Consider the following 20,946-nt stretch of genomic DNA (forward strand, 5'->3'; position numbering starts at 1 on the left):
GAGGGCAAAAGAGGTGGGGAAAGTGGACAAGCAAGATGGACAATCAACAATTAAAGTGAAAATAAATGGAGAAGAACCGAAAAGCCAACAAGAGGTAGCTGTTCATGATTGGGAAATTGTAGATCAGGAAGTTGCAGCAGCTGCTGATGAGAAACAGGATGATGAATCCTTTGATTGGGTTTTACCAGAAATCGACGAAATCGAAGTAAAAGAATTTAAGCCAAATTACTATGCGCCAGTTACTGAAAAGAAGAAATTTCAGTTTCAATTTAAGAGGCCTTCAAAAGGCTACGGATTGACAGTTGTGATTTCAGCAATTATCGCCATTTTCGTAGGGGTCTTTTTCGGTTTTAGTATATTAAAGTTTATTGTGAGTGAGGAAGATCATTTATCAAGCAGGGCAACGGGTGCGGCATCAGGAACTTCATCAGTTGCGAGCAATGCGGCTGCCTCCTTACCTTCATTAAAATTTGGCGTTGTGCAAGCAGGTGTTTTTAATAGTAAGGATACTGCACAGACAGTACTTGATCAGCTTGATCAGAAAAACCTTCCATCTGCACTCGTTCCTTTAGATGGACAGGACTATATTTTTATCGGTATTACAAGCAATACAACTGATGCAAGTGCATTAGCCGCAAAATATAAGAAAAAAAATGTTGATGTATACGTGAAAGAATTGACACTTTCTAGCAGTCAGCTTCAAAATCTTACGAAAGATGAACAAACTTTTACGACCTTGACCACATCTTTATTTCAATCACTTTCTTCTGAAGTTTCTAATGGAATCCTAACAGGACAAATATCATCCACCAATATGAAATCCATTGAAGCAAATGTAAAAAAATTGAATGCACTCGTTCAAATTAAGCAAACAAAATTAGTAAATTTAAAAAAAGATCAGCTAAGCTGCTACCAATCACTTCTTAATTTCCAAAAAAATAAACAAACATCCGATTTGGTGAAAGCAGAACAATCGATGCTTTCCTATATTCAAACGTATAGCAGTAAGTAAATATGGTAAAAAGCTTCTCCTTCTTAAAGAAATTATATAGGAAGGAGAAGCTTTTTAATGAATACTTTCTTGTACAAAATTTGCTTCCATTCATGTCGAACTTTCATTGTTTAATCCGTTTTCTTTTGGTAATATACAAATGTATCCCCTTTAAAAATGGAAAGGAAGATGTCGAATGTCTAACCTCATATTAGCTTCAAGCTCTCCTCGTAGAAAGGAACTTCTCCAAACATTACAAATTCCCTTCGATATTGTAACAAGCAACGTAGATGAAAGCTTTCAACCAAAGACAGCACCAGAAACAGTCGTTATGGACCTTGCATGCAGAAAAGCAGAAGCGGTAGCAAAGCATCATCCAGAAAGTGTAGTTGTCGGTGCGGATACACTTGTAGTATTTGAAGAGCAATTTCTTGGAAAACCGAAAGATCGTGAACATGCGCTCCATATGTTGCAAACATTATCTGGCCGTACCCACTCTGTCTATACAGGTGTTGCGGTTTATTTTCAACATGAGATGGAAACTTTTTATGAGCTAACAGAAGTAACCTTCTGGAATCTTTCTCTTCACGAAATCGAACACTATTTGAATAGTGGTGAATCGTTTGATAAAGCAGGAGCATATGCCATTCAAGGTTTAGGTTCTTTATTTGTCCGAAACATACACGGTGATTACTATAATGTTGTTGGCTTACCGATCTCTCGTCTGAATCGTTTGTTAGCAAATCCCCGCTATTCATGTCTTCATAAGCCTTTCACCTCCTGAATCAAATAAGATAAGGAGGAGTTTTGTTGGAGCATTTAATGATCAGCGATTTTCCGATTGAAGATCGCCCGCGTGAAAGATTTATTCAATATGGTGCTACAAGTCTTTCTAATCAGGAATTGCTTGCAATTTTACTCAGAACAGGTACAAAAAAAGAATCTGTAATACAGTTAGCAAACCGTTTATTACAATATTTTGAAGGACTAAATTTATTGAAAGACGCCTCGATTGAAGAAATGACTGCTATTAAAGGGATAGGAACAGCTAAGGCAGTGCAGGTATTAGCAGCCATTGAATTAGGAAGAAGAATTAGTAATTTAAAATATAATGATCGTTATGTCATTCGAAGTCCTCAAGATGGGGCAAACTATGTCATGAACGATATGCGTTTTCTCACACAGGAGCATTTTGTCTGTCTTTACCTCAATGTAAAAAATCAAGTCATTCATCAGCAAACGATTTTTATCGGAAGTTTAAATGCATCGATTGTTCATCCGCGGGAAGTATTTAAAGAAGCATTTAGACGTTCTGCCGCCTCAATTATTTGTTTTCATAATCATCCGTCTGGAGATCCCTCTCCATCACGAGAAGATATTGAAGTGACGAAACGCTTAGTTGAATGTGGAAAAATAATGGGAATTGAAGTGCTAGATCATATGATTATCGGTGATAAAAAATATATCAGTTTGAAAGAAAAAGGATACTTGTAAGTCTTTGATTTTCTGTATTTGTACGATATAATATTAGTTATGATTTTTACTAAAAAATTTGTGGCAAACAACTATGAACGATGAACAGGGAAACGTGTATGAAAAGAGGAGAATGACATTACATTAAAATAGAGGAATCTAGTATATTCAAATATGACATCAAAACCATTGTAGAAAGGGAGATACTTGAATGTTCGGAAGTAAAGATCTTGGCATTGATCTCGGTACGGCTAATACACTCGTATTTATGAAAGGAAAAGGAATTGTTGTTCGTGAACCTTCAGTGGTAGCCGTTCAAACAAATACAAAACAAATAGTAGCAGTTGGAAATGACGCTAAAAAAATGATCGGACGTACGCCAGGAAATATCGTGGCAACACGCCCAATGAAAGATGGAGTCATTGCTGATTATGAAACAACTGCTACAATGATGAAATATTATATTCAACAAGCTGGAAGTAAAAAGGGACTTTTTTCAAGAAATCCATATGTAATGGTTTGTGTTCCGTCTGGTATTACAGCTGTTGAAGAAAGAGCTGTCATTGATGCGACTCGTCAAGCAGGTGCACGTGATGCCTTCACGATTGAAGAACCTTTTGCCGCTGCGATTGGTGCAGAACTTCCAGTATGGGAGCCAACAGGCAGTATGGTTGTTGACATTGGCGGCGGAACAACTGAAGTTGCTATTATTTCCTTAGGTGGAATTGTTACAAGTCAGTCCATTCGCGTTGCGGGGGATGAAATGGACGAAGCCATTATCAGTTATATTCGTAAGAAGTATAATCTGTTAATTGGTGACCGCACAGCTGAAACAATTAAAATGGAAATTGGTTCAGCAGGTGAACCTGAAGGTATTGAACCAATGGATATTCGCGGCCGTGATTTGCTGACAGGTTTGCCAAAAACGATTTCAATTACTGCAGAAGAAATTTCAACAGCATTGCGTGATACAGTATATGCTATTGTCGATGCTGTTAAATTTACGTTGGAACAGACGCCTCCTGAATTGGCAGCAGATATTATGGATCGTGGTATCGTGCTGACAGGCGGTGGTGCTTTACTTCGTAACTTAGACAAAGTGATCAGTAAAGAAACAGAAATGCCTGTGTTAATTGCTGAAAATCCTTTAGACTGTGTTGCAATTGGAACAGGACGAGCTTTAGAACATATTGAATTATTTAAAAACAAAGCGAAAGAATCAAGATAGAGTTCTTTTTCTCCTGCTTTTAAAGTCTTGTTAAGATGAATGACAGCAGGAGAAAAAGCTCATAATTGAATGATTACTGTAAAATAATGTAGAGTTTTATAAAATAGGAGTGGACCTTATGCCACAATTTTTTCTGAATAAACGTTTAATTGTTTTGTTAATCAGCGTCATTTTGTTAGTGGCGTTAATTGGTTTTTCCCTGAGAGAGCGTGATCGTATTTCAAAGCCTGAGCAATTCGTAAGGGATATTGTTGGATTTGGACAATCGATCATTGCTAAGCCTGCTACTGGTATTGCTGGATTTTTCGATGATGTAAAGGATTTAAAGCATACATATGAAGAAAATCAAAAGCTAAAATCACATTTAGATAGCATGGCAAGTCTTGAAGCAGAAAATCATGATTTGAAAAAAGAAAACGAAAGCCTTAGAGCAGTTCTAAAGAAGAAAAATAGTCTTCGAGATTCTCAATCCATTCAAGCACAAGTAATTGCTCGAAACCCAGATCAATGGTACGAACAAATTGTCATTGATAAAGGTGAAGTGAACGGTGTAGCAAAAAATATGGCCGTTATCACCTCGACTGGGTTTTTAGGTAAAATTACCCAAGTTGACAAATTTTCTTCAACTGTTGAATTGTTAAGCTCACCAGATACGACGAATCGTGTTTCTGCCAAAATACAAAGCAGCAAAGATGTATTTGGGCTTATTGAAGGCTACGATGAAAAAACAAAAATGCTGATGCTAAAAGGTTTAGACTATAATATTAAAGTGAAAAAAGGCGACAAAGTTGTCACTTCAGGATTAAGCGGACTTTTCCCAAGCGATTTATTAATTGGAAAAGTATCGAAAATTGTCCCAGATGATAATGGGCTTACACAAACGGCTTATGTGAAGCCAGCAGCTGATTTCTATAATGTTTCTGATGTAATTGTTGTCAATCGTCTTGCACAAAAAGTCAGCTCTAGTAACAATGGGGGGTGAAAGTGATGAAACGAGTATTGATCCCCCTTATTTTAAGTTTATGCTATATAGCTGATAGTTTATTTGTACAATTTTTTTCACTTGAATCTTTTGGGGGCACGTATATTCTTGTTCCCCACTTTCTATTAGTTGTTTTAGTATTAATGGGAATCTTTTATCGGCCAAAAACATCGATTATGTATGCTTTTATATTTGGTATGTTGTATGATGCATTTTATACAGGGGTGCTAGGGATTTATTTGTTTTTCTTCCCGCTTGCTGTATATATTACTACGAAAATGATGAAAGTCCTGCAATCAAACTTAGTAATTTCTGGAATTGTTGTCTTATTTAACATTACGATTGTAGAGTTTCTTGTATACGGTGTTAATTTATTAATAAATCATGATTTAATGAATTTAGCTGATTTCTTGAACTTACGGCTATGGCCAACGCTTGTATTAAACTTAGCCTTTTTTATTGTGATTGGTTTACCAATGAGAAATTTCCTTACTCGGCGTGTTCGAGAAGAAATGATTGATTAAAGAACAGGCATGTATCATGAATGGTGGAGTAAAGAAAAGAGGGAAATTGCATGTCATTGTTGAATTAAATAGCCACTGAGGTGAGCACTGAAAGATGAAAAAAATGCAAAATGTCATGATTAAAGGGACTAAGGACGGATTAACGCTGCATTTAAATGATCAATGTGCGTATGATGACCTTTTAAAAGAACTAGAAAATAAATTATCTGGACATAAATCTATTCACGATGAAGAAAGTCCATTGATTTCAGTTAAAATTCAAATAGGGAACCGTTATTTAACAGAAGAACAAGAAGAAGAAATTAAAGCGTTCATTCGTCATCAACGGAATCTTGTTGTTGATGAAATTATTAGCAACGTCGTTACAAAAGAAGAGGCATTGAAAGAACGTAAGGAGAATGAAATTGTCTCCGTTACGGCTATTGTTCGCTCGGGACAAGTACTAGAAGTACCTGGAGACTTACTTTTAGTAGGTGATGTCAATCCTGGCGGAACGGTTATTGCAAATGGCAATATTTTCGTTTTAGGGAATCTAAAAGGAGTGGCACATGCTGGCTTCAGCGGTAAGCGAGATGCCATCATTGTCGCTTCGAATATGATGCCGACCCAATTAAGGATAGCTGATTGTTTAAATCGGGCACCTGATCAATATGCAAAAGAAGATCGTCACGAAATGGAATGTGCGTACATAGATTCATCCAATCAAATGATTATAGATAGATTACAAGTTTTAAAATCAATTAGGCCGAATATTACTAGATTACAAGGAGGATTTTGACATGGGTGAAGCAATTGTCATTACATCCGGTAAAGGAGGAGTCGGTAAAACGACAACCTCTGCCAATCTAGGGACAGCTCTTGCTCTTCAGGGGAAAAAAGTATGTCTTGTTGATACAGATATTGGACTTCGAAATCTAGACGTTGTATTAGGTTTAGAAAACCGGATTATTTATGATTTAGTTGATGTAGTAGAGGGAAGATGTAAGATCCATCAGGCGATTGTAAAAGATAAACGTTTTGATGATAAGTTATTTCTTCTGCCAGCTGCGCAAACAAGTGATAAAACAGCTGTAGCTCCTGATCAAATGAAGAAATTGATCAATGAGTTAAAGCAAGACTTTGATTATATTTTAATTGATTGTCCAGCAGGGATTGAACAAGGCTATAAAAATGCTGTCGCTGGTGCGGATAAAGCAGTTGTCGTGACGACACCAGAAATTTCAGCTGTCCGTGACGCTGATCGAATCATTGGGTTGCTTGAGAGTGAAGAACATATTGACTCACCAAGATTAATTATCAATCGTATTCGCAATCATATGATGAAAAATGGTGATATGCTAGATATTGATGAAGTGACAACACAGTTATCGATTGATTTATTAGGCATTGTGATAGACGATGATGAAGTGATTCGTGCTTCAAATCAAGGGGAGCCGATTGCGTTAAATCCGAATAATCGTGCATCTATTGCTTATCGTAATATTGCACGAAGAATTTTAGGAGAATCTGTTCCGTTGCAGCCATTGGACATGCCTAAAAAAGGAATGTTCGCGAAATTCAAGCAATTGTTTGGAGCAAAATAGTATGCATTATGAAGAAATTGGCGCTTGCCAGTTTCTTTTTTTAGTCTTTTTCAAAAACTTTTAACTTGATATCGTAACAGATATTTTCCATTCTTATTGAAAATTGATTGACTTGTAGATTAAAGCGGGGTAGGACTCCTGCGGGATCAGCATGTCAATGGGAGACCCCGCAGGCTTGAAGTGTAGCCGAGAAGGACTCCCGACCGCCCGCGGAAAGCGAACCCCTGAAGCGAAAAAACTTACTCCTTCTTGAAGCGGAAATTGCCATCTGTTAACTAGTAGTAAGTTAGATTTCTATTTAAATCTAACTGATAAGCTTGTCATATCCATATCGGACTAGTCATACATTAGTAGCAAACGAGTCTTCGAGCTGACGAAGGGGGCAAGCTGTCTTGAGCAATCGCGCAGATGAAATAAGAAAACAAATTGAAAAGCGACGAAAAACGAAGAAAATCCCTGTAACCTCAATTAAAGAAATGATGGAGCCTAATGTGTATGAAGACGAATCAATGATTTTTGAATCTCCTCCACCAAAGCAAACACATCCGCTTTTTAAAAAAGAAACGATTTTGCTAAAGATTTTAATTTCGGCTGTCATGGTTTTAGCTGTTGCGATTATTTTTAAGTCGACAAATCCGATGTTACACAAGACAAAATCAGTGATTTCGCAAACGATGAAGCAGGAATATCAATTTGCAACTGTTGCGAATTGGTATGAAGATAAGTTTGGCAAGCCTTTAGCGATTTTGCCTATTAAACCCGAAAAGGAACAGTCTGCAACAGTGAATAAGCAATCATATGCACTGCCTGTTTCAGGAAAAATTTTAACAAATTTCTCTGCTGATGGCCGCGGTGTGATGATTGAAACAAAGTCTGATTCTGCTGTAAAAGCAATGAATGGCGGGACTGTCATTTTTGCTGGGAAAAAGAAAAACATTGGGAACACAGTCATTATTCAGCATTCAGATTCATCAGAATCATGGTATGGAAATTTAGCCTCGATTGACGTGAAAGAATACGATCAAGTAAAGACAGGCAAACAGGTTGGAACTGTAAAAAATGAAGAAAACGGGGATAAGGGAGAATTTTATTTTGCACTTAAAAAAGGTAATGGTTTTATAGATCCTATCCAGGTGATTAAATTTGAATAATTGGTTCCAGCTGTTTATGAAAATTCGCATTCATCCACTTTTTTGGTTGATTGCTGGTATTTCAATATTAACCGCCCGTTTTCAAGAATTATTAATATTGTTCAGTATCATTTTTATCCATGAAATGGGTCATGGAATAATGGCTCATTTTTTTTCATGGCGTATAAAAAAAATCTTACTTTTACCGTTTGGTGGCGTTGCAGAAATGGATGAACATGGCAATCGCCCATTTAAGGAAGAATTGCTTGTTGTTTTAGCAGGACCGCTACAGCATGTGTGGATTGCTTGTCTTGCCGTTCTTTTATATCATGGTCATCTAATTGAAGTGGATCAATACGAGATGATGATGGGCTGGAATATGATGATTTTGCTATTTAATTTATTACCGATTTGGCCACTGGACGGCGGCAAGCTCATTAATTTATTGTTTTCCCGAAAGTATCCTTTTTTAAATGCATTTCGAATGACGATTGTAAGTTCTATCGTTTTCCTCATTGTGTTTCATTGTATTTCACTTATTTTGACGCCATTTAACATAAACATTTGGGCCATTGTACTGTATTTGTATGTTGCGCTTTGGAAAGAATGGAAACAGCTGTACTATGTATTTATGAGATTCTTATTGGAAAGATATTATGGAAAGAAGCGTATACTTAAAGGGCTAACACCGCTTAAAGTCGATGGAAACACATATTTATATGAAGTGCTGGAAAAATTTAAGCGTGATTGTAAACATCCGCTCATTGTAGTTGAAAAGGGAGAAAAAATTGGAGAATTAGATGAAAATGAATTATTATTTGCCTATTTTGCGGAAAAACAAACAAATGCGAAAGTGAAGGATATCTTGTATAGTTATGAATAAGAGCAATGAAGTTTATTGGTGGTGTTAAAGTGTCAAATTCTATTATTGTGAATGCAAAAACGAGAGAAAAGCGATATGCTGTGATCCAACATGAAAAAGTGAGTAAAATTATTATTCAACAGCCTCAAGATATTACAAAAGTTGGGAATGTTTATATCGGGAAAGTAATGTCAATAAAACCAGGTATTAATGCTGCTTTTATTGATATTGGTGAAGGACGACATGGCTATTTACACCGTGACCAGCTGCCAAGTTTTCTTCATCAAGATGATGACCGTAAACATTCCTATCCTATTTCAAAATATGTAACAGTAGGACAAAAAATCATTGTACAAGTAAAGAAGGATGAAACATCTTTTAAAGGTCCTTTGCTGACGGCAATTATTGAAATACAAGGAGATAGATTGATTTATTTGCCAGAGGGAAAGTATATCGCAGTATCTAAAAAGAGTGATGAAACAACTAGAAAGGAATGGCGTAAACGGGCTAATCAATTTATAAAAGATCCAGAGGGATTAATTATTCGTACAGCTGCGTTTCAAAGTTCACAATCGGAATGGGAGCAAGAGCTTGAAAAATTACGAAATACATATTCGAATTTGCTGAAGCAGGCGGCGACAAAGAAAGTGCCGTCTTTGCTTTTTGAAAATAATAATTTGGAAACAGCGGTATTTCAAGAAATGGTAAGGTTAAAATCAGGAGAAATCATTGGTGATGATACTGGGTTTATACAAAGATTAGAAACAAGGATTCAAACACATCCTCATTTGAGTTGGTCGTTTCAATATTATAATGAGCGCCAAAATATTTTTTCATCGTATCATATTGATGGTGAGATCCAGCATGCACTAAAACGGATTGTTTGGCTGGAAAATGGTGCATATCTTGTGATTGACGAAACAGAGGCATTGATTAGTATTGATGTGAATACAGGAAAATTTACAGGCAAACAGAATCAAAAAGAAACGGTTCTAAAGACGAATATTCTTGCTGCTAAAGCAATTGGTACCCAATTGAAATTACGTGATTATGGCGGTATGATTTTAATAGATTTCATAGACATGCAAGTTGATTCGTACCGTGAAGAAGTACGGCGGGTTTTACAGGAAGAATTAAAAAAAGATCCGAGGCAGACAAAAATAATCGGATTCACGCCGCTTGGAATTCTTGAAATGACAAGGAAAAAAACAAGAAAATCTCTAGCTGAAACATTACTAATGCCTTGTCCGGTTTGTAAAGGGAGCGGCAAAATTGAAAGTCCTGAGACTCTTGCATTTCGATTGGAACGTGAATTATGGGAAATGCTTTCTTCTGAATATGATGCTGTTTTAATTGAATGTACGGAAGATGTGAAGGATTGTTTTTGTGGAGACAATCAAATTCATTTGCAGCGCTTAGAGACGTTTCTTCATATGAAACTGTTATTTCATGTGAAACAGGATGCACACCCGTTCTACTCTATTCGTCAATTCGGTCGCTATGAAGATTTAAGAGGAAAATTAAAACTCAGTCATGCTGATTGACAGATTGTATGCAGCATGTTAGAATCTATATGTTGTATTTGTAGCGCCTATGCTACAACCGCACAAGTACAGGCTCTATCATAAGTGTTTACATATGTAAAACGCCTGTCTTTGGCGAGTCTTAGACTTGAGGAGGTGCAGAGATGTACGCAATTATTGAAACTGGTGGAAAACAAATCAAAGTTGAAGAAGGCCAAGCAATTTACGTTGAAAAACTAAATGCTGCTGAAGGTGAAGTTGTTACTTTTGATAAAGTTCTTTTCGTTGGTGGCGAATCTGTAAAAGTAGGAAGCCCTGTTGTTAAAGGTGCTACTGTTACAGCTAAAGTTGAAAAACAAGGCCGTGCGAAAAAATTAGTTGTATTCAAATACAAAGCTAAAAAGAACTATCATAAAAAACAAGGTCATCGTCAACCATACACAAAAGTTGTTGTTGAAAAAATCAATGCTTAAGGTTGATAAAACATGATTGATGTTCGTATACATCGGCGGAAATCTGATGGCAACATTTTATCTTTCAAGATGAAAGGCCATGCGGATTTTGCTGAATACGGTCAAGACATTGTTTGTGCAGGGGCATCTGCGGTTTCTTTCGGTACCATTAATGCCATTATGGAATTAACCGAAGTGGAGCCAATTATTCGCCAATCTGATAGCGGTTTGTTGGAATGTATGTTTCCAACTGATTTGCCTAAAGAAGTGAATGATAAGATTCAAACCTTGCTTCAAGGAATGATCGTTTCATTGCAAACAATTGAACGAGATTATGGAAAATATATTAAAATAACCTTCCAATAGGAGGTGAATCAAATGCTAAGACTAGATCTTCAATTTTTCGCATCTAAAAAAGGGGTAGGTTCTACAAAGAACGGTCGTGATTCAATCGCGAAACGCCTTGGTGCTAAACGTGCAGACGGTCAATTTGTAACTGGTGGTTCTATTCTTTACCGTCAACGCGGTACAAAAATTTTACCAGGTACAAATGTTGGTCGTGGCGGTGATGACACTCTTTTCGCTAAAGTTGATGGTGTTGTTCGCTTCGAACGTGTTGGACGTGACAAGAAAAAAGTAAGTGTTTATCCAGTAGCACAAGAAGCATAAGATTGCTTTATGTGAGAATGGATGGAAAGCTCTAATCGCAAAAGCGGTTAGAGCTTTTATTATGCTTCGGAAATATGTGGAAATAAAGATCTTTATGTTATAAAAGATGGACGGTGCAGTTTGTTATTCTTTTTGTTATACTTTAATATGAGATAATCTATATGCAAATAGGAGTTTTAATAGAATGAAAAATTGGACGACGGTAGAAGTTCTTCGTCATGCCAGACATGACTGGCTCAACAAGATTCAATTAGTAAAAGGTTATGCAAGCTTAAATAAGCTTGACAATATTAAGGGAATTGTCGATGAGATTATTCAAGAAGCGCGTCAAGAGTCGATGCTGTCAAATTTAAATCTTCCCCAATTTGCTGAGTTGTTGCTAACATATAATTGGCGCGCAAAATATTTTCAAATTGAATATGAAATTTTAAATGTTGATGCGTCCAAATTGCCGAATGACGAAACACTTTCCAATTGGATGAGTCATTTTCTTGAACGGCTTGAAAAAGCCATTTCCAATTTTGGCGATAATCAGTTGTACATAAGATTGGACACATCAACATCAGTTGTACGTTTCAATTTTGAATTTAGCGGAACAATAAACAATATAGAAATGCTAGATCATTGGTTTAAAGAACAGGGAGAAGATTCAATCGTAGTACATCATTTGACTCCATCTGCTTTTGAAGTAGATGTATTGTTTTAAAAGCTAATATTGCTTATAAGTAATATTGAATTTATTAAAAGGTGGTTCTTGTATGTTTGTCGATCAGGTCAAAATTTATGTTAAAGGCGGCGACGGAGGCAATGGTATGGTTGCTTTCCGCCGTGAGAAATATGTGCCAAAAGGCGGCCCAGCCGGGGGTGACGGCGGTCGTGGCGGCAATGTCATTTTTGAAGTTGATGAAGGCTTAAGAACATTAATGGATTTCCGCTATCAACGCCATTTTAAAGCAGATCGCGGAGAGCATGGCATGAGTAAAAGCCAGCACGGTAGAGGCGCTAAGGATATGATTGTAAAAGTGCCTCCAGGTACAGTTGTGATTGATGATGATACGAAAAGAGTTGTGGCAGACTTAACGAAACATGGTCAACGTGCCGTTATTGCGAAAGGCGGCAGAGGCGGCAGAGGAAATATTCGTTTTGCTTCTCCTGCAAATCCTGCCCCGCAAATAGCGGAAAATGGCGAGCCTGGTGAAGAACGCTATATTGTATTAGAACTAAAAGTACTCGCAGATGTAGGTTTAGTCGGTTTTCCAAGTGTAGGGAAATCAACATTACTATCAGTTGTTACGTCTGCAAGACCGAAAATTGCTGAATATCATTTTACAACGATTGTTCCAAATTTAGGCGTTGTTGAAACGGATGATGGCAGAAGTTTTGTAATGGCAGATTTACCAGGTCTTATTGAAGGTGCACACCAAGGTGTTGGACTTGGGCATCAATTTTTAAGGCATATTGAACGGACGAGAGTTATTGTGCATGTTATTGATATGGCTGCTTCAGAAGGACGTGACCCATATCAAGATTATTTGACAATCAATGAGGAATTAAAGGAATATAATTTGCGTTTAACAGAGCGTCCGCAAATCATAGTAGCTAATAAAATGGATATGCCTGGAGCAGCGGAAAATTTAGAAGCATTCAAGAAACAATTGAATGAAGACTATCCAGTTTTTCCAATTTCAGCATTAACCCGTCAAGGATTAAAAGAGCTGTTATATGCGATTAGTGATCTATTGGAAACAACACCAGAATTTCCTTTGCAGCATGAAGACGACGAAGAGGAAGAAGTGGGAATTAATAGAGTCGTTTATAAACATGAAAAAGAAACAGAAGAGTTCACAATTACAAGAGATCCTGATGGTACGTTCGTTATAAGTGGGGAAAAAGTTGAAAAATTATTTAAAATGACGAATTTTAACCATGATGAATCGGTACAAAGATTTTCTCGCCAGCTTCGCGGAATGGGTATCGATGATGCTTTGCGTAAACGTGGCGCAACAAATGGTGATACAGTTCGCCTCATGGAATTTGAATTTGAATTTGTGGACTGAGTGGAATGAAAGGATTCGTTGCTTACATCTAGCTTTAACATCATTGATATTATGGTGAAGCAATGATTCGATGGAGGAAGGCGAATGGGAAATAGAGGAGAAAATAAATTTATATTAGTACGGGAAGATGTACTGCCTGAAGCAATGAGGAAAACATTGCTAGCAAAAGAATTGTTAGAAAGTAGGGAAGCATCTTCAGTTTGGGAAGCTGTACAAAAAGTTGATTTAAGCCGCAGCGCATTTTATAAATATCGTGATACTGTTTTTCCGTTTCATTCGGTTGTAAAAGAAAAAATTGTCACATTATTTTTCTATTTAGAAGATCGTTCAGGGACGTTATCGGAAATTTTACGGATCATTGCTGCCCATTCGTGCAATATTTTAACCATTCACCAGACGATTCCAATTCAAGGCAAAGCCAATGTAACAATATCTTTAAATGTGACAGACATTCAACCTAGTTTAGAAGCTCTTTTAGTTGAACTTGAACAGCTAGATTTTATCAATAAAGTAGAAATTTTAGGATCCGGAGCATAGTGTCTCCGGTAATGGGAGAGGAAAATTGTGAAAGCAGCATACTTAGGTCCTGAAGCAACGTTCACTGATATTGCAGTACAATCAATTTTTCCAAATGTTGAGAGAATCGCCTATAAAACCATTCCTGAATGTTTGGAAGCTGTTAAAGAAAAGAAAGTAGAAATGGCTGTCGTCCCATTTGAAAATGCACTGGAAGGTTCTGTGCATTTAACGGTAGATTACCTTTATCACGAAGAAAATCCGCCGATTAGAGGAGAAATTATCGTTCCGATTGAACAGCATTTTATGGTACATCCAGCGCAAGCAAACGATTGGCAAGAAGTAGAGAAAATTGTTTCCCACCCACATGCGCTTGCACAATGCCATAAATTTTTACATCATGAATTTAGACGGGCAACAATTGAACAAATGACATCAACAGCAGCTGCTGCTAAGTTTGTAAGCGAGCACCCTGAGCTTAAATGGGGTGCAATCGCAAATGAATTGGCAGCGCAACAGTACGATTTGACGATTGTGAAAGCGAATGTTCATGATTATCTTTTTAACCATACTAGGTTTATTGCTCTTTCATACGAAGAAATTGATGCTAAAGCGTCTTCAACTTTGCAAAAATCGACGATTATGGTTACATTGCCTGCTGATCGTGCTGGGGCACTACATCAAGTTCTTTCAGCTTTTGCATGGAGGCAAATTAATTTAAGTAAACTAGAATCGCGGCCTTTAAAAACAGGGTTAGGAAATTACTTTTTTATGATCGATATTAATCATCCTATTGAAGATGTTCTTGTTCAATATGCATTGAAAGAAATTGAAGCTTTAGGCTGTGAAGTCAAGGTGCTTGGCAGTTATAGCAGTTTCTTAGTAAAATAGCTAAAAAAACGTGTGTGTTCCTATTATGAACACACACGTTTTTATTTTTCTGTAAATAAAATCCCCATTTCTCTCAAGGTTTCTTCTGCCTTATTAAGCTGTTCTTCGCTCGGAGCCTCGATCGTATGAATGTGAATACCACCTGTCAGAACCGATAAATAACTAGCCTTCGTCTCATGAATTTTTTGAATAAATTGTCCAACCTCTTGGCGGTTAGAAACCATAATAGAAGCAGTTAAATCTCCATATACAGGATGTTCGATTTTTACGTCTTTGACGGTTACACCATGATCGACTAAAGCGTTAAGCTCGTCTTGAACACGATCAGTCGAATGAGAGCAAACAATGGTTTTTTCAAATGTCTGCTGATGTGGAGATGACTGTAAAAATAAGTAGCCTTGACTTGTAGCGATAATTGGTTCATTTTTTGCTTTTAATAATGTAATATCATTTACAATGATCTGACGGCTTACGTTTGCCTTTTTTGCCAATTCTCCTCCTGTAATAGGCGTTGAGCTATGTTTTAATAGTTGGAGGATCCATTGCCGTCTTTCATCACCAAGAATTTTCTTCTTATCTGTCAATGTCTTCTCCTCGATTCTAATAGTCTTTTACACGGATTTTACCATAATATCCTTTTAAAAAAAATATTTCTCGCTGTTGTTATTTAGTTTTACTTCTTAAAAGAAGTTAGTTGCTTTCCGCTCCAGGATGCTCGCTTTCCGCGGGCGGATGCTGAGCCTCCTCGGCGTGCACGCCTGCGGGGTCGCTTCAATCCAGCTTTTCCCGCAGGAGTCTCGCATCCTTCTGCTCCAATCAACTTCTTTATGAATCGTTTAAATATTTCTAAATAATGGTCTTTAGTTTTAGAAAGGTATTTTATTCAAAGAGAAGAGTTGCTTCCACTCTATTCAAATGAATGGGCAGTAGTTTGATGGGAAAATAAAAAAGTCTCAAAATATAGCCCAAGTTATTAACTAGTATAAATTGAGATGTTCAACCATTTGTAATAACTGAAGAAAGGAAACATACAATGTATCAAAAGAGGATATGACAGATTGCCGCAAATGATCTGCTATATATTCAATCATTTAGTCATAAACAAATATGCCTATCCATCTTTGCAGGGAAGGTATATTTGTTTTTAATTTTTCATAAATTTTTATGTAAATCAATAGCATTTTGCCTACTTAAACATAGAATGTATGGACTTATGCCTGAGGAGGGGAAACATGTGAAGATCCATATCGTACAAAAGGGAGATACACTATGGAAAATTGCAAAAAAATATGGTGCTGATTTTAATGAACTGAAAAAGTTGAATGCGCAATTATCAAATCCAGATATGATCATGCCAGGGATGAAAATTAAAGTGCCAACATCAGGAGGAACAGTAAAGAAAGAGTTTAGTCAAGGGAAAAAAGAATACAGCCATGGGAAAAAAGAAGTTCCAAAAGCAGTACCACCATTTCAGCAAATGCCAACACCAACAATGCCTGTTCAAAAAGAAGTAATTAAAGAAAAACCTGTGAAGGAGCATGTCGTTCATCAAAAAGAAACTATTTATAAACCAGTAATGCCAAAACCAGTCGTACCGGAAATTGATATTAATAATTACTATTTAACAAATATGACGGAAATTGAACAAAATACGCAAATCGCTCCTCCGCCACCTGTGAAACACGAGGTACCTGTTCAGCCAATTTACTACAAAGACGAATGTGAATCATCCTCTTCTTCGGGGGAAATGTACACAATGCCAATACAAGAGGAGTGTTATGAAGGTATGTACCCAAATTTTTATCCACCTGTAGCACCAATGCCGATGCATGATTGTGGTTGTGGAGGCCCCGCGCCTTTTCCGCCAGCATTTCCACATCATCAAATGCCATACGCAGGACCAATGCAAATGCCTTTTCATCAAGCTCCATTCCCTGCACCAATGCCGCCAGTAGAACCAATGCCAACATATCAAGCTCCGGTATGGCAAGGATATAATCAACCAGTACCTCAACATGGAGTATGGGTAGGAGAAGAAGAGTCGTCATCATCGTCGTCATCATCAGTGCCATTTGTACAGCATCAAGGAGAATATCATCATCCACAGCAATCTTATGTACCACAGCAAATGCCTATGACTGGATTTAGCCAACACCCACAAGGCTTTGCTGGTAATCCGGATGGAGCAGGACAATATGTTCCTCAATATGGTATGCAACAACCATATCAAGCTCAAGCGCCTTATCAAAATATGTATGGGCAGCCAGTTGAACAACAGCAGCCACAAATGATGCCACAACAAATGCAGCCGCAGCAAATGCAACAGCCTTATGGATATGGCACGCAAACGTATCGTCACCCATATCAACCAAATCCTTATTATCAAGCGCCAGAAGAAGACTAATATGCAAAAACAGCCATTTAGCAACACAGGGGACGAATTTCAAAGGCGTCTCCTTCTTTATGTAAAAAAAAGATTGGATGAACCAATTATTGGTATAAAACAATACCATAAACATATATGGCTGATTACAGCAGCAAATAAAAAATGGGTGATGAAAGAATTTTCAAATGTTGAGAGTTTAGCGAGACAGGTTGAGTTAACAGAGGCGTTGCGTCATAACGGATTTACAAATACGTATTATTTTCATCCCAATCATACGACAGCTAATTGCCAATTTGATCATAAAATTTGGGGGATTTTAGAATATATAGAGCCGAGTAAAAAAAAATTCTCATACGCCAATGTAAGAGAAATCAAAGAAGCGCACCAATTACTTAAACGATATCACGAAGTAACGGAACAGCTTCCAATGAGCATGAAAACAAAGTTTCCATTTTTTGACCAAATTAATAAATGGAAGCAAAGGTACAAAGTATTTGAACGGAATCAAACATATTTAAAAAAATATATTCCAAAAAATATACTATCATCCTACTTGTATTGGGCGAAATATTCTTTAAAACAATTGGAACCGTTTCAGCAAGTATTTGTTCAAGCACCGTACTGTATAACGCATGGCGATGTTGCCCATCATAATTTTTTGCTAGGAAAAGATAAACGATTATACTTAATCGATTTTGATCTTGCGCGAATGGCACCGGCTTGGATTGATGACCTGCAATTTTGCAATCGGATTTTGCCTTCGATCTCATGGTCTTTACCAAAGCTTTTAACATTATATGAACCGCATATTGATAAAACTGTATTTTTGCATGCCTTGCAATTCCCGACAGATGTACTGCGCGAGTGGAATCGCTTTAGTAAAAGTGATAAATCGTTGCAAAAAAATATGCTGCCTCATCTAGAGGAAATTACATTTGAACAATTTCAAGAAAGAAAAGCCTTTTTCCATAGTGTTGAAAGATATATTGAATAGTAGGGACAGTAGGAGGGACAGCTCCAGCAATATAGGGCTGGTCTCTTTTTCCGTTGTTAAAGAGCCTTTATAAAGCTGGTCATCATAACAATGTAGACTATATGAAAAATGTTTTACATCGTTTAAGATTAATCATGTGAAAATAGGTCACACTATAAATAGAGATTGTATTTATTATAGAGGTGACCTTAAATGTCTACAACTATCCGGATTGTCTTGTTCATGTTTCTAATGTTTGGTGGGTGGAATATGCTGACGACGAATCATTCGCATCATCCAATAAATAATGAGAAATCACGGGTTCATGTTCAGGCTGCTGGAAAAAATGAAATCACAGTATTATTGGAGCGCAGGTATATTGATGGAGAAGTAAGTGAAGAAGTTCGCAATGAGAAAAAACAATCCATCAAAAAAATATTAGCAAAATATCACGATTGGAAAGTGGTTGATTTAGAAGAGGATGAAATTGTCTTACAAAAAAAGATAAATGACATCTCACCGTTAATGAAAACAAATGGCTATATTGGACTTTCAAAGGATGCAACATTATCGATCTTTAATGGAAAACCTAAAAATAAAGAAGTAATTCAGTCGTTTTTTCAATTAGATATTAAAAAACTTGAAGGACATAAGCAGGAGCTATTGAAGAAAGGTGTGCGAATTACATCGAAGAAGTCCTATGAAAAATGGGTTGAAACATTAAAACCATATTCTGTCACAAAGAATCAGTCATAGTCTAAAGTCTATTGTGCGCTCATTCCACATACTTGCGACAATATGTTAAAATAAATGATAGCAAGTTTTGAGGAGAGTGTGAGTTTGTACGAATATATTAAAGGCACTGTGGATTCGGTGTACCCAGATTATGTTGTAATAGACAATAATGGCGTTGGCTTTCAAATTTTAACACCGAATCCATATGTATTTACAAAACATATCAATAAACAATGTAAAATCTATACATATCAACATGTTCGCGAAGACATGATTGCTCTTTATGGTTTTGAAACGGCAGAGCAAAAACAGTTGTTCAAAAAATTGCTGAATGTTTCAGGAATTGGTCCGAAAGGCGCCCTTGCAATTTTAGCTTATGGACAACCCGCCCAAGTAGTTGAAGCAATCGACCATGAAAATGAAACATTTTTAACTAAGTTTCCAGGTGTCGGCAAAAAAACAGCACGGCAAATGATTCTTGATTTGAAAGGAAAATTGGACGTGATTACGGATCAGCCGAATTTATTTAATCATGAAGAAGTGCTGCAAAAAGAAGTGTCGAATCAATCATTAGAAGAAGCAATCCTTGCCTTGCAAGCATTAGGCTATTCACAAAAAGAAATTAACAAGATTACGCCACAATTGAAGCAACAAGATTTAACAACAGATGAATATATTAAACTAGCATTAAGGACGTTAGTAAAGTAAAAATTTGTCAGGAGGGAGAAGAATGGATGACCGCGTTGTTTCTAGTGATGCAAATGACCAGGAACTTTTTCTTGAACTGAGTTTAAGACCGCAAACGTTAAGTCAATATATTGGCCAAGAAAAAGTGAAACAAAATCTCGCTGTGTTTATTGAAGCAGCAAAGCAACGGAATGAAACACTAGATCATGTGCTTTTATATGGACCTCCTGGACTTGGAAAAACAACTTTGGCAATGGTGATTGCAAATGAAATGGGCGTTAATATTAGAACAACTTCTGGCCCAGCAATCGAAAGACCTGGAGATCTAGCAGCGGTATTAACCGCGTTAGAGCCTGGTGAAGTGCTATTTATCGATGAAATCCACCGTTTGCCAAAATCAATTGAAGAGGTTTTGTATCCAGCAATGGAAGATTTCTGCTTAGATATCGTCATTGGCAAAGGACCAAGTGCTAGATCAATAAGACTTGATTTACCCCCCTTCACGCTTATTGGAGCGACAACAAGGGCTGGAGCAATTTCCGCGCCGTTACGGGATCGATTCGGTGTGTTAAGCAGGCTTGAATTTTATACACAGGCACAGCTTACACATATTGCGATGCGGACGGCTGACATTTTACAAACGCAAATTGAACGAACAGGGGCAGAAGAAATTGCCAGAAGGTCGAGAGGAACGCCGCGAATTGCGAATCGTCTTCTTAGAAGGGTCCGCGATTTTGCCCAAGTAAAAGGTGATGGTATTATTACTCAAGAACTGGCAAATTATGCATTACAGCTACTGCAAGTTGACAAGCTCGGACTCGATCATATCGATCACAAGCTTTTAAAAGCAATTATTGAAAGATTTAAAGGCGGCCCTGTTGGACTTGAAACAATTGCAGCAAGTATTGGGGAAGAAGCAGAAACGATCGAGGATGTTTATGAACCGTATTTAATGCAAATAGGATTTTTGCAACGGACACCAAGGGGAAGAATCGTAACGAATTTAGTCTATCACCATTTCAATATGGAGGTACCTGGAAAGTGAATGGAATTGGGAAGACATTGATGACGATTGCTGTAATTCTTTTTATAATTGGGCTGCTGATGCAATTCATTAAAATTGGTAGACTTCCTGGTGATATTTTGATAAAAAAAGGAAATACAACATTTTATTTTCCAATTGTAACGTCTATATTATTAAGTATCATCTTATCTGTGATATTATATATAATTGGACGCTTTAAATAACATTTCATAAAAGAACTAAACTTTTGAAGGTGAATA

25 protein-coding genes and 1 other annotated feature are annotated in these 20,946 nt (G+C 37.0%); of the genes, 24 read left to right on the forward strand and 1 reads right to left on the reverse strand.

The genetic code is table 11. The features are described from left to right. The first annotated feature begins 22 nt into the window (after window positions 1-22). The 18 genes from G4D61_RS10755 (at window position 23) to pheA (ending at window position 14,881) form a co-directional block, all read left to right on the forward strand. Window positions 23-1,012 carry a hypothetical protein gene (locus tag G4D61_RS10755; protein WP_035352510.1) on the forward strand — a complete coding sequence of 330 codons (990 nt, stop codon included), beginning with the start codon at window positions 23-25 and terminating at the stop codon, window positions 1,010-1,012. 175 nt (window positions 1,013-1,187) lie between these two features. Further along, window positions 1,188-1,775, forward strand: a complete 588-nt coding sequence (locus tag G4D61_RS10760) for a Maf family protein (RefSeq protein WP_035352508.1) — start codon at window positions 1,188-1,190, stop codon at window positions 1,773-1,775. A gap of 38 nt (window positions 1,776-1,813) precedes the next feature. After that, window positions 1,814-2,485: a RadC family protein gene (gene radC / locus G4D61_RS10765; RefSeq protein WP_163173911.1), complete on the forward strand. Its 672-nt coding sequence runs from the start codon at window positions 1,814-1,816 to the stop codon at window positions 2,483-2,485. A 190-nt stretch (window positions 2,486-2,675) separates the two neighbouring features. Beyond that, entirely contained in the window at window positions 2,676-3,692 is a 1,017-nt protein-coding gene (locus G4D61_RS10770; RefSeq protein ID WP_025728397.1) for a rod shape-determining protein, read from the forward strand. Between the two features lie 118 nt (window positions 3,693-3,810). Beyond that, window positions 3,811-4,674, forward strand: coding sequence for a rod shape-determining protein MreC (gene mreC / locus G4D61_RS10775; RefSeq protein ID WP_025728394.1), 864 nt, complete (start codon window positions 3,811-3,813; stop codon window positions 4,672-4,674). 5 nt (window positions 4,675-4,679) lie between these two features. Continuing rightward, a complete protein-coding gene (mreD, locus tag G4D61_RS10780) occupies window positions 4,680-5,198 on the forward strand; it encodes a rod shape-determining protein MreD (protein WP_035348580.1) in 519 nt (172 codons plus the stop codon). 94 nt (window positions 5,199-5,292) lie between these two features. Next, the gene (minC, locus tag G4D61_RS10785; RefSeq protein ID WP_035348578.1) at window positions 5,293-5,976 is read left to right on the forward strand and encodes a septum site-determining protein MinC; all 684 of its coding nucleotides are present in this window, start codon (window positions 5,293-5,295) and stop codon (window positions 5,974-5,976) included. A gap of 1 nt (window position 5,977) precedes the next feature. After that, window positions 5,978-6,781, forward strand: coding sequence for a septum site-determining protein MinD (gene minD / locus G4D61_RS10790; protein ID WP_025728390.1), 804 nt, complete (start codon window positions 5,978-5,980; stop codon window positions 6,779-6,781). A gap of 392 nt (window positions 6,782-7,173) precedes the next feature. Next, window positions 7,174-7,932 carry a M23 family metallopeptidase gene (locus G4D61_RS10795; RefSeq protein WP_025728388.1) on the forward strand — a complete coding sequence of 253 codons (759 nt, stop codon included), beginning with the start codon at window positions 7,174-7,176 and terminating at the stop codon, window positions 7,930-7,932. Then, entirely contained in the window at window positions 7,925-8,794 is an 870-nt protein-coding gene (locus tag G4D61_RS10800) for a M50 family metallopeptidase (protein WP_025728386.1), read from the forward strand. Before G4D61_RS10795 ends, G4D61_RS10800 begins: the two co-directional genes overlap by 8 nt. 29 nt (window positions 8,795-8,823) lie before the next feature. Beyond that, window positions 8,824-10,317 carry an Rne/Rng family ribonuclease gene (locus G4D61_RS10805; protein ID WP_152604222.1) on the forward strand — a complete coding sequence of 498 codons (1,494 nt, stop codon included), beginning with the start codon at window positions 8,824-8,826 and terminating at the stop codon, window positions 10,315-10,317. Window positions 10,318-10,363: 46 nt separating this feature from the next. Continuing rightward, window positions 10,364-10,449, forward strand: a sequence feature (ribosomal protein L21 leader region). A gap of 11 nt (window positions 10,450-10,460) precedes the next feature. Further along, a complete protein-coding gene (rplU, locus tag G4D61_RS10810) occupies window positions 10,461-10,769 on the forward strand; it encodes a 50S ribosomal protein L21 (RefSeq protein ID WP_035352505.1) in 309 nt (102 codons plus the stop codon). Window positions 10,770-10,781: 12 nt separating this feature from the next. Further along, window positions 10,782-11,114: a ribosomal-processing cysteine protease Prp gene (locus tag G4D61_RS10815; RefSeq protein WP_035352503.1), complete on the forward strand. Its 333-nt coding sequence runs from the start codon at window positions 10,782-10,784 to the stop codon at window positions 11,112-11,114. A 12-nt stretch (window positions 11,115-11,126) separates the two neighbouring features. Beyond that, complete coding sequence (gene rpmA, locus G4D61_RS10820) at window positions 11,127-11,417, forward strand: 50S ribosomal protein L27 (protein ID WP_025728378.1); 291 nt, start codon at window positions 11,127-11,129, stop codon at window positions 11,415-11,417. Between the two features lie 184 nt (window positions 11,418-11,601). Next, entirely contained in the window at window positions 11,602-12,123 is a 522-nt protein-coding gene (locus G4D61_RS10825) for a Spo0B C-terminal domain-containing protein (RefSeq protein WP_035348572.1), read from the forward strand. A 52-nt stretch (window positions 12,124-12,175) separates the two neighbouring features. Beyond that, on the forward strand, window positions 12,176-13,474 hold the full coding sequence (obgE, locus tag G4D61_RS10830; RefSeq protein WP_025728376.1) for a GTPase ObgE: 1,299 nt from the start codon (window positions 12,176-12,178) through the stop codon (window positions 13,472-13,474). A gap of 84 nt (window positions 13,475-13,558) precedes the next feature. After that, window positions 13,559-14,011 (forward strand): transcriptional regulator ThrR, encoded by a 453-nt coding sequence (locus G4D61_RS10835; RefSeq protein ID WP_025728374.1) that lies wholly within the window; start codon window positions 13,559-13,561, stop codon window positions 14,009-14,011. A 27-nt stretch (window positions 14,012-14,038) separates the two neighbouring features. Beyond that, window positions 14,039-14,881 (forward strand): prephenate dehydratase, encoded by an 843-nt coding sequence (pheA, locus tag G4D61_RS10840; RefSeq protein WP_025728372.1) that lies wholly within the window; start codon window positions 14,039-14,041, stop codon window positions 14,879-14,881. 41 nt (window positions 14,882-14,922) lie between these two features. Here pheA and G4D61_RS10845 read toward each other — a convergent pair whose 3' ends face one another. After that, window positions 14,923-15,465, reverse strand: a complete 543-nt coding sequence (locus G4D61_RS10845) for a transcription repressor NadR (protein ID WP_025728370.1) — start codon at window positions 15,463-15,465, stop codon at window positions 14,923-14,925. A 650-nt stretch (window positions 15,466-16,115) separates the two neighbouring features. On the opposite strand from G4D61_RS10845, the gene safA reads away from it, so the two are divergent. From safA to G4D61_RS10875, 6 genes are all read left to right on the forward strand, one after another. Beyond that, window positions 16,116-17,285 (forward strand): SafA/ExsA family spore coat assembly protein, encoded by a 1,170-nt coding sequence (gene safA, locus G4D61_RS18425; protein ID WP_035352500.1) that lies wholly within the window; start codon window positions 16,116-16,118, stop codon window positions 17,283-17,285. Window position 17,286: 1 nt separating this feature from the next. Beyond that, window positions 17,287-18,261, forward strand: a complete 975-nt coding sequence (locus G4D61_RS10855; RefSeq protein WP_163173909.1) for an aminoglycoside phosphotransferase family protein — start codon at window positions 17,287-17,289, stop codon at window positions 18,259-18,261. A 192-nt stretch (window positions 18,262-18,453) separates the two neighbouring features. Then, entirely contained in the window at window positions 18,454-18,996 is a 543-nt protein-coding gene (locus tag G4D61_RS10860) for a BofC C-terminal domain-containing protein (RefSeq protein ID WP_025728365.1), read from the forward strand. A gap of 84 nt (window positions 18,997-19,080) precedes the next feature. Beyond that, on the forward strand, window positions 19,081-19,683 hold the full coding sequence (gene ruvA / locus G4D61_RS10865; RefSeq protein ID WP_025728363.1) for a Holliday junction branch migration protein RuvA: 603 nt from the start codon (window positions 19,081-19,083) through the stop codon (window positions 19,681-19,683). A 22-nt stretch (window positions 19,684-19,705) separates the two neighbouring features. Then, a complete protein-coding gene (gene ruvB, locus G4D61_RS10870) occupies window positions 19,706-20,707 on the forward strand; it encodes a Holliday junction branch migration DNA helicase RuvB (RefSeq protein ID WP_025728361.1) in 1,002 nt (333 codons plus the stop codon). Further along, window positions 20,704-20,910: a DUF2905 domain-containing protein gene (locus G4D61_RS10875; protein ID WP_025728359.1), complete on the forward strand. Its 207-nt coding sequence runs from the start codon at window positions 20,704-20,706 to the stop codon at window positions 20,908-20,910. The genes ruvB and G4D61_RS10875 overlap by 4 nt, the downstream gene beginning before the upstream one ends. The last annotated feature ends 36 nt before the right edge of the window (window positions 20,911-20,946 follow it).

This window comes from Heyndrickxia ginsengihumi (assembly GCF_011008565.1).
Classification (GTDB): Bacteria; Bacillota; Bacilli; order Bacillales; family Bacillaceae_C; genus Weizmannia; species Weizmannia ginsengihumi.

What these genes read in the sequence shown, in the direction of transcription:
- mreC (WP_025728394.1), top strand. Translation starts at nt 3,811, where the DNA reads ATGCCACAATTTTTTCTGAATAAACGTTTAATTGTTTTGTTAATCAGC.
- G4D61_RS10835 (WP_025728374.1), top strand. Translation starts at nt 13,559, where the DNA reads ATGGGAAATAGAGGAGAAAATAAATTTATATTAGTACGGGAAGATGTA.
- radC (WP_163173911.1), top strand. Translation starts at nt 1,814, where the DNA reads ATGATCAGCGATTTTCCGATTGAAGATCGCCCGCGTGAAAGATTTATT.
- G4D61_RS10815 (WP_035352503.1), top strand. Translation starts at nt 10,782, where the DNA reads ATGATTGATGTTCGTATACATCGGCGGAAATCTGATGGCAACATTTTA.
- G4D61_RS10770 (WP_025728397.1), top strand. Translation starts at nt 2,676, where the DNA reads ATGTTCGGAAGTAAAGATCTTGGCATTGATCTCGGTACGGCTAATACA.
- rplU (WP_035352505.1), top strand. Translation starts at nt 10,461, where the DNA reads ATGTACGCAATTATTGAAACTGGTGGAAAACAAATCAAAGTTGAAGAA.
- mreD (WP_035348580.1), top strand. Translation starts at nt 4,680, where the DNA reads ATGAAACGAGTATTGATCCCCCTTATTTTAAGTTTATGCTATATAGCT.
- G4D61_RS10855 (WP_163173909.1), top strand. Translation starts at nt 17,287, where the DNA reads ATGCAAAAACAGCCATTTAGCAACACAGGGGACGAATTTCAAAGGCGT.
- obgE (WP_025728376.1), top strand. Translation starts at nt 12,176, where the DNA reads ATGTTTGTCGATCAGGTCAAAATTTATGTTAAAGGCGGCGACGGAGGC.
- G4D61_RS10860 (WP_025728365.1), top strand. Translation starts at nt 18,454, where the DNA reads ATGTCTACAACTATCCGGATTGTCTTGTTCATGTTTCTAATGTTTGGT.
- G4D61_RS10825 (WP_035348572.1), top strand. Translation starts at nt 11,602, where the DNA reads ATGAAAAATTGGACGACGGTAGAAGTTCTTCGTCATGCCAGACATGAC.
- minD (WP_025728390.1), top strand. Translation starts at nt 5,978, where the DNA reads ATGGGTGAAGCAATTGTCATTACATCCGGTAAAGGAGGAGTCGGTAAA.
- G4D61_RS10760 (WP_035352508.1), top strand. Translation starts at nt 1,188, where the DNA reads ATGTCTAACCTCATATTAGCTTCAAGCTCTCCTCGTAGAAAGGAACTT.
- ruvB (WP_025728361.1), top strand. Translation starts at nt 19,706, where the DNA reads ATGGATGACCGCGTTGTTTCTAGTGATGCAAATGACCAGGAACTTTTT.
- rpmA (WP_025728378.1), top strand. Translation starts at nt 11,127, where the DNA reads ATGCTAAGACTAGATCTTCAATTTTTCGCATCTAAAAAAGGGGTAGGT.
- minC (WP_035348578.1), top strand. Translation starts at nt 5,293, where the DNA reads ATGAAAAAAATGCAAAATGTCATGATTAAAGGGACTAAGGACGGATTA.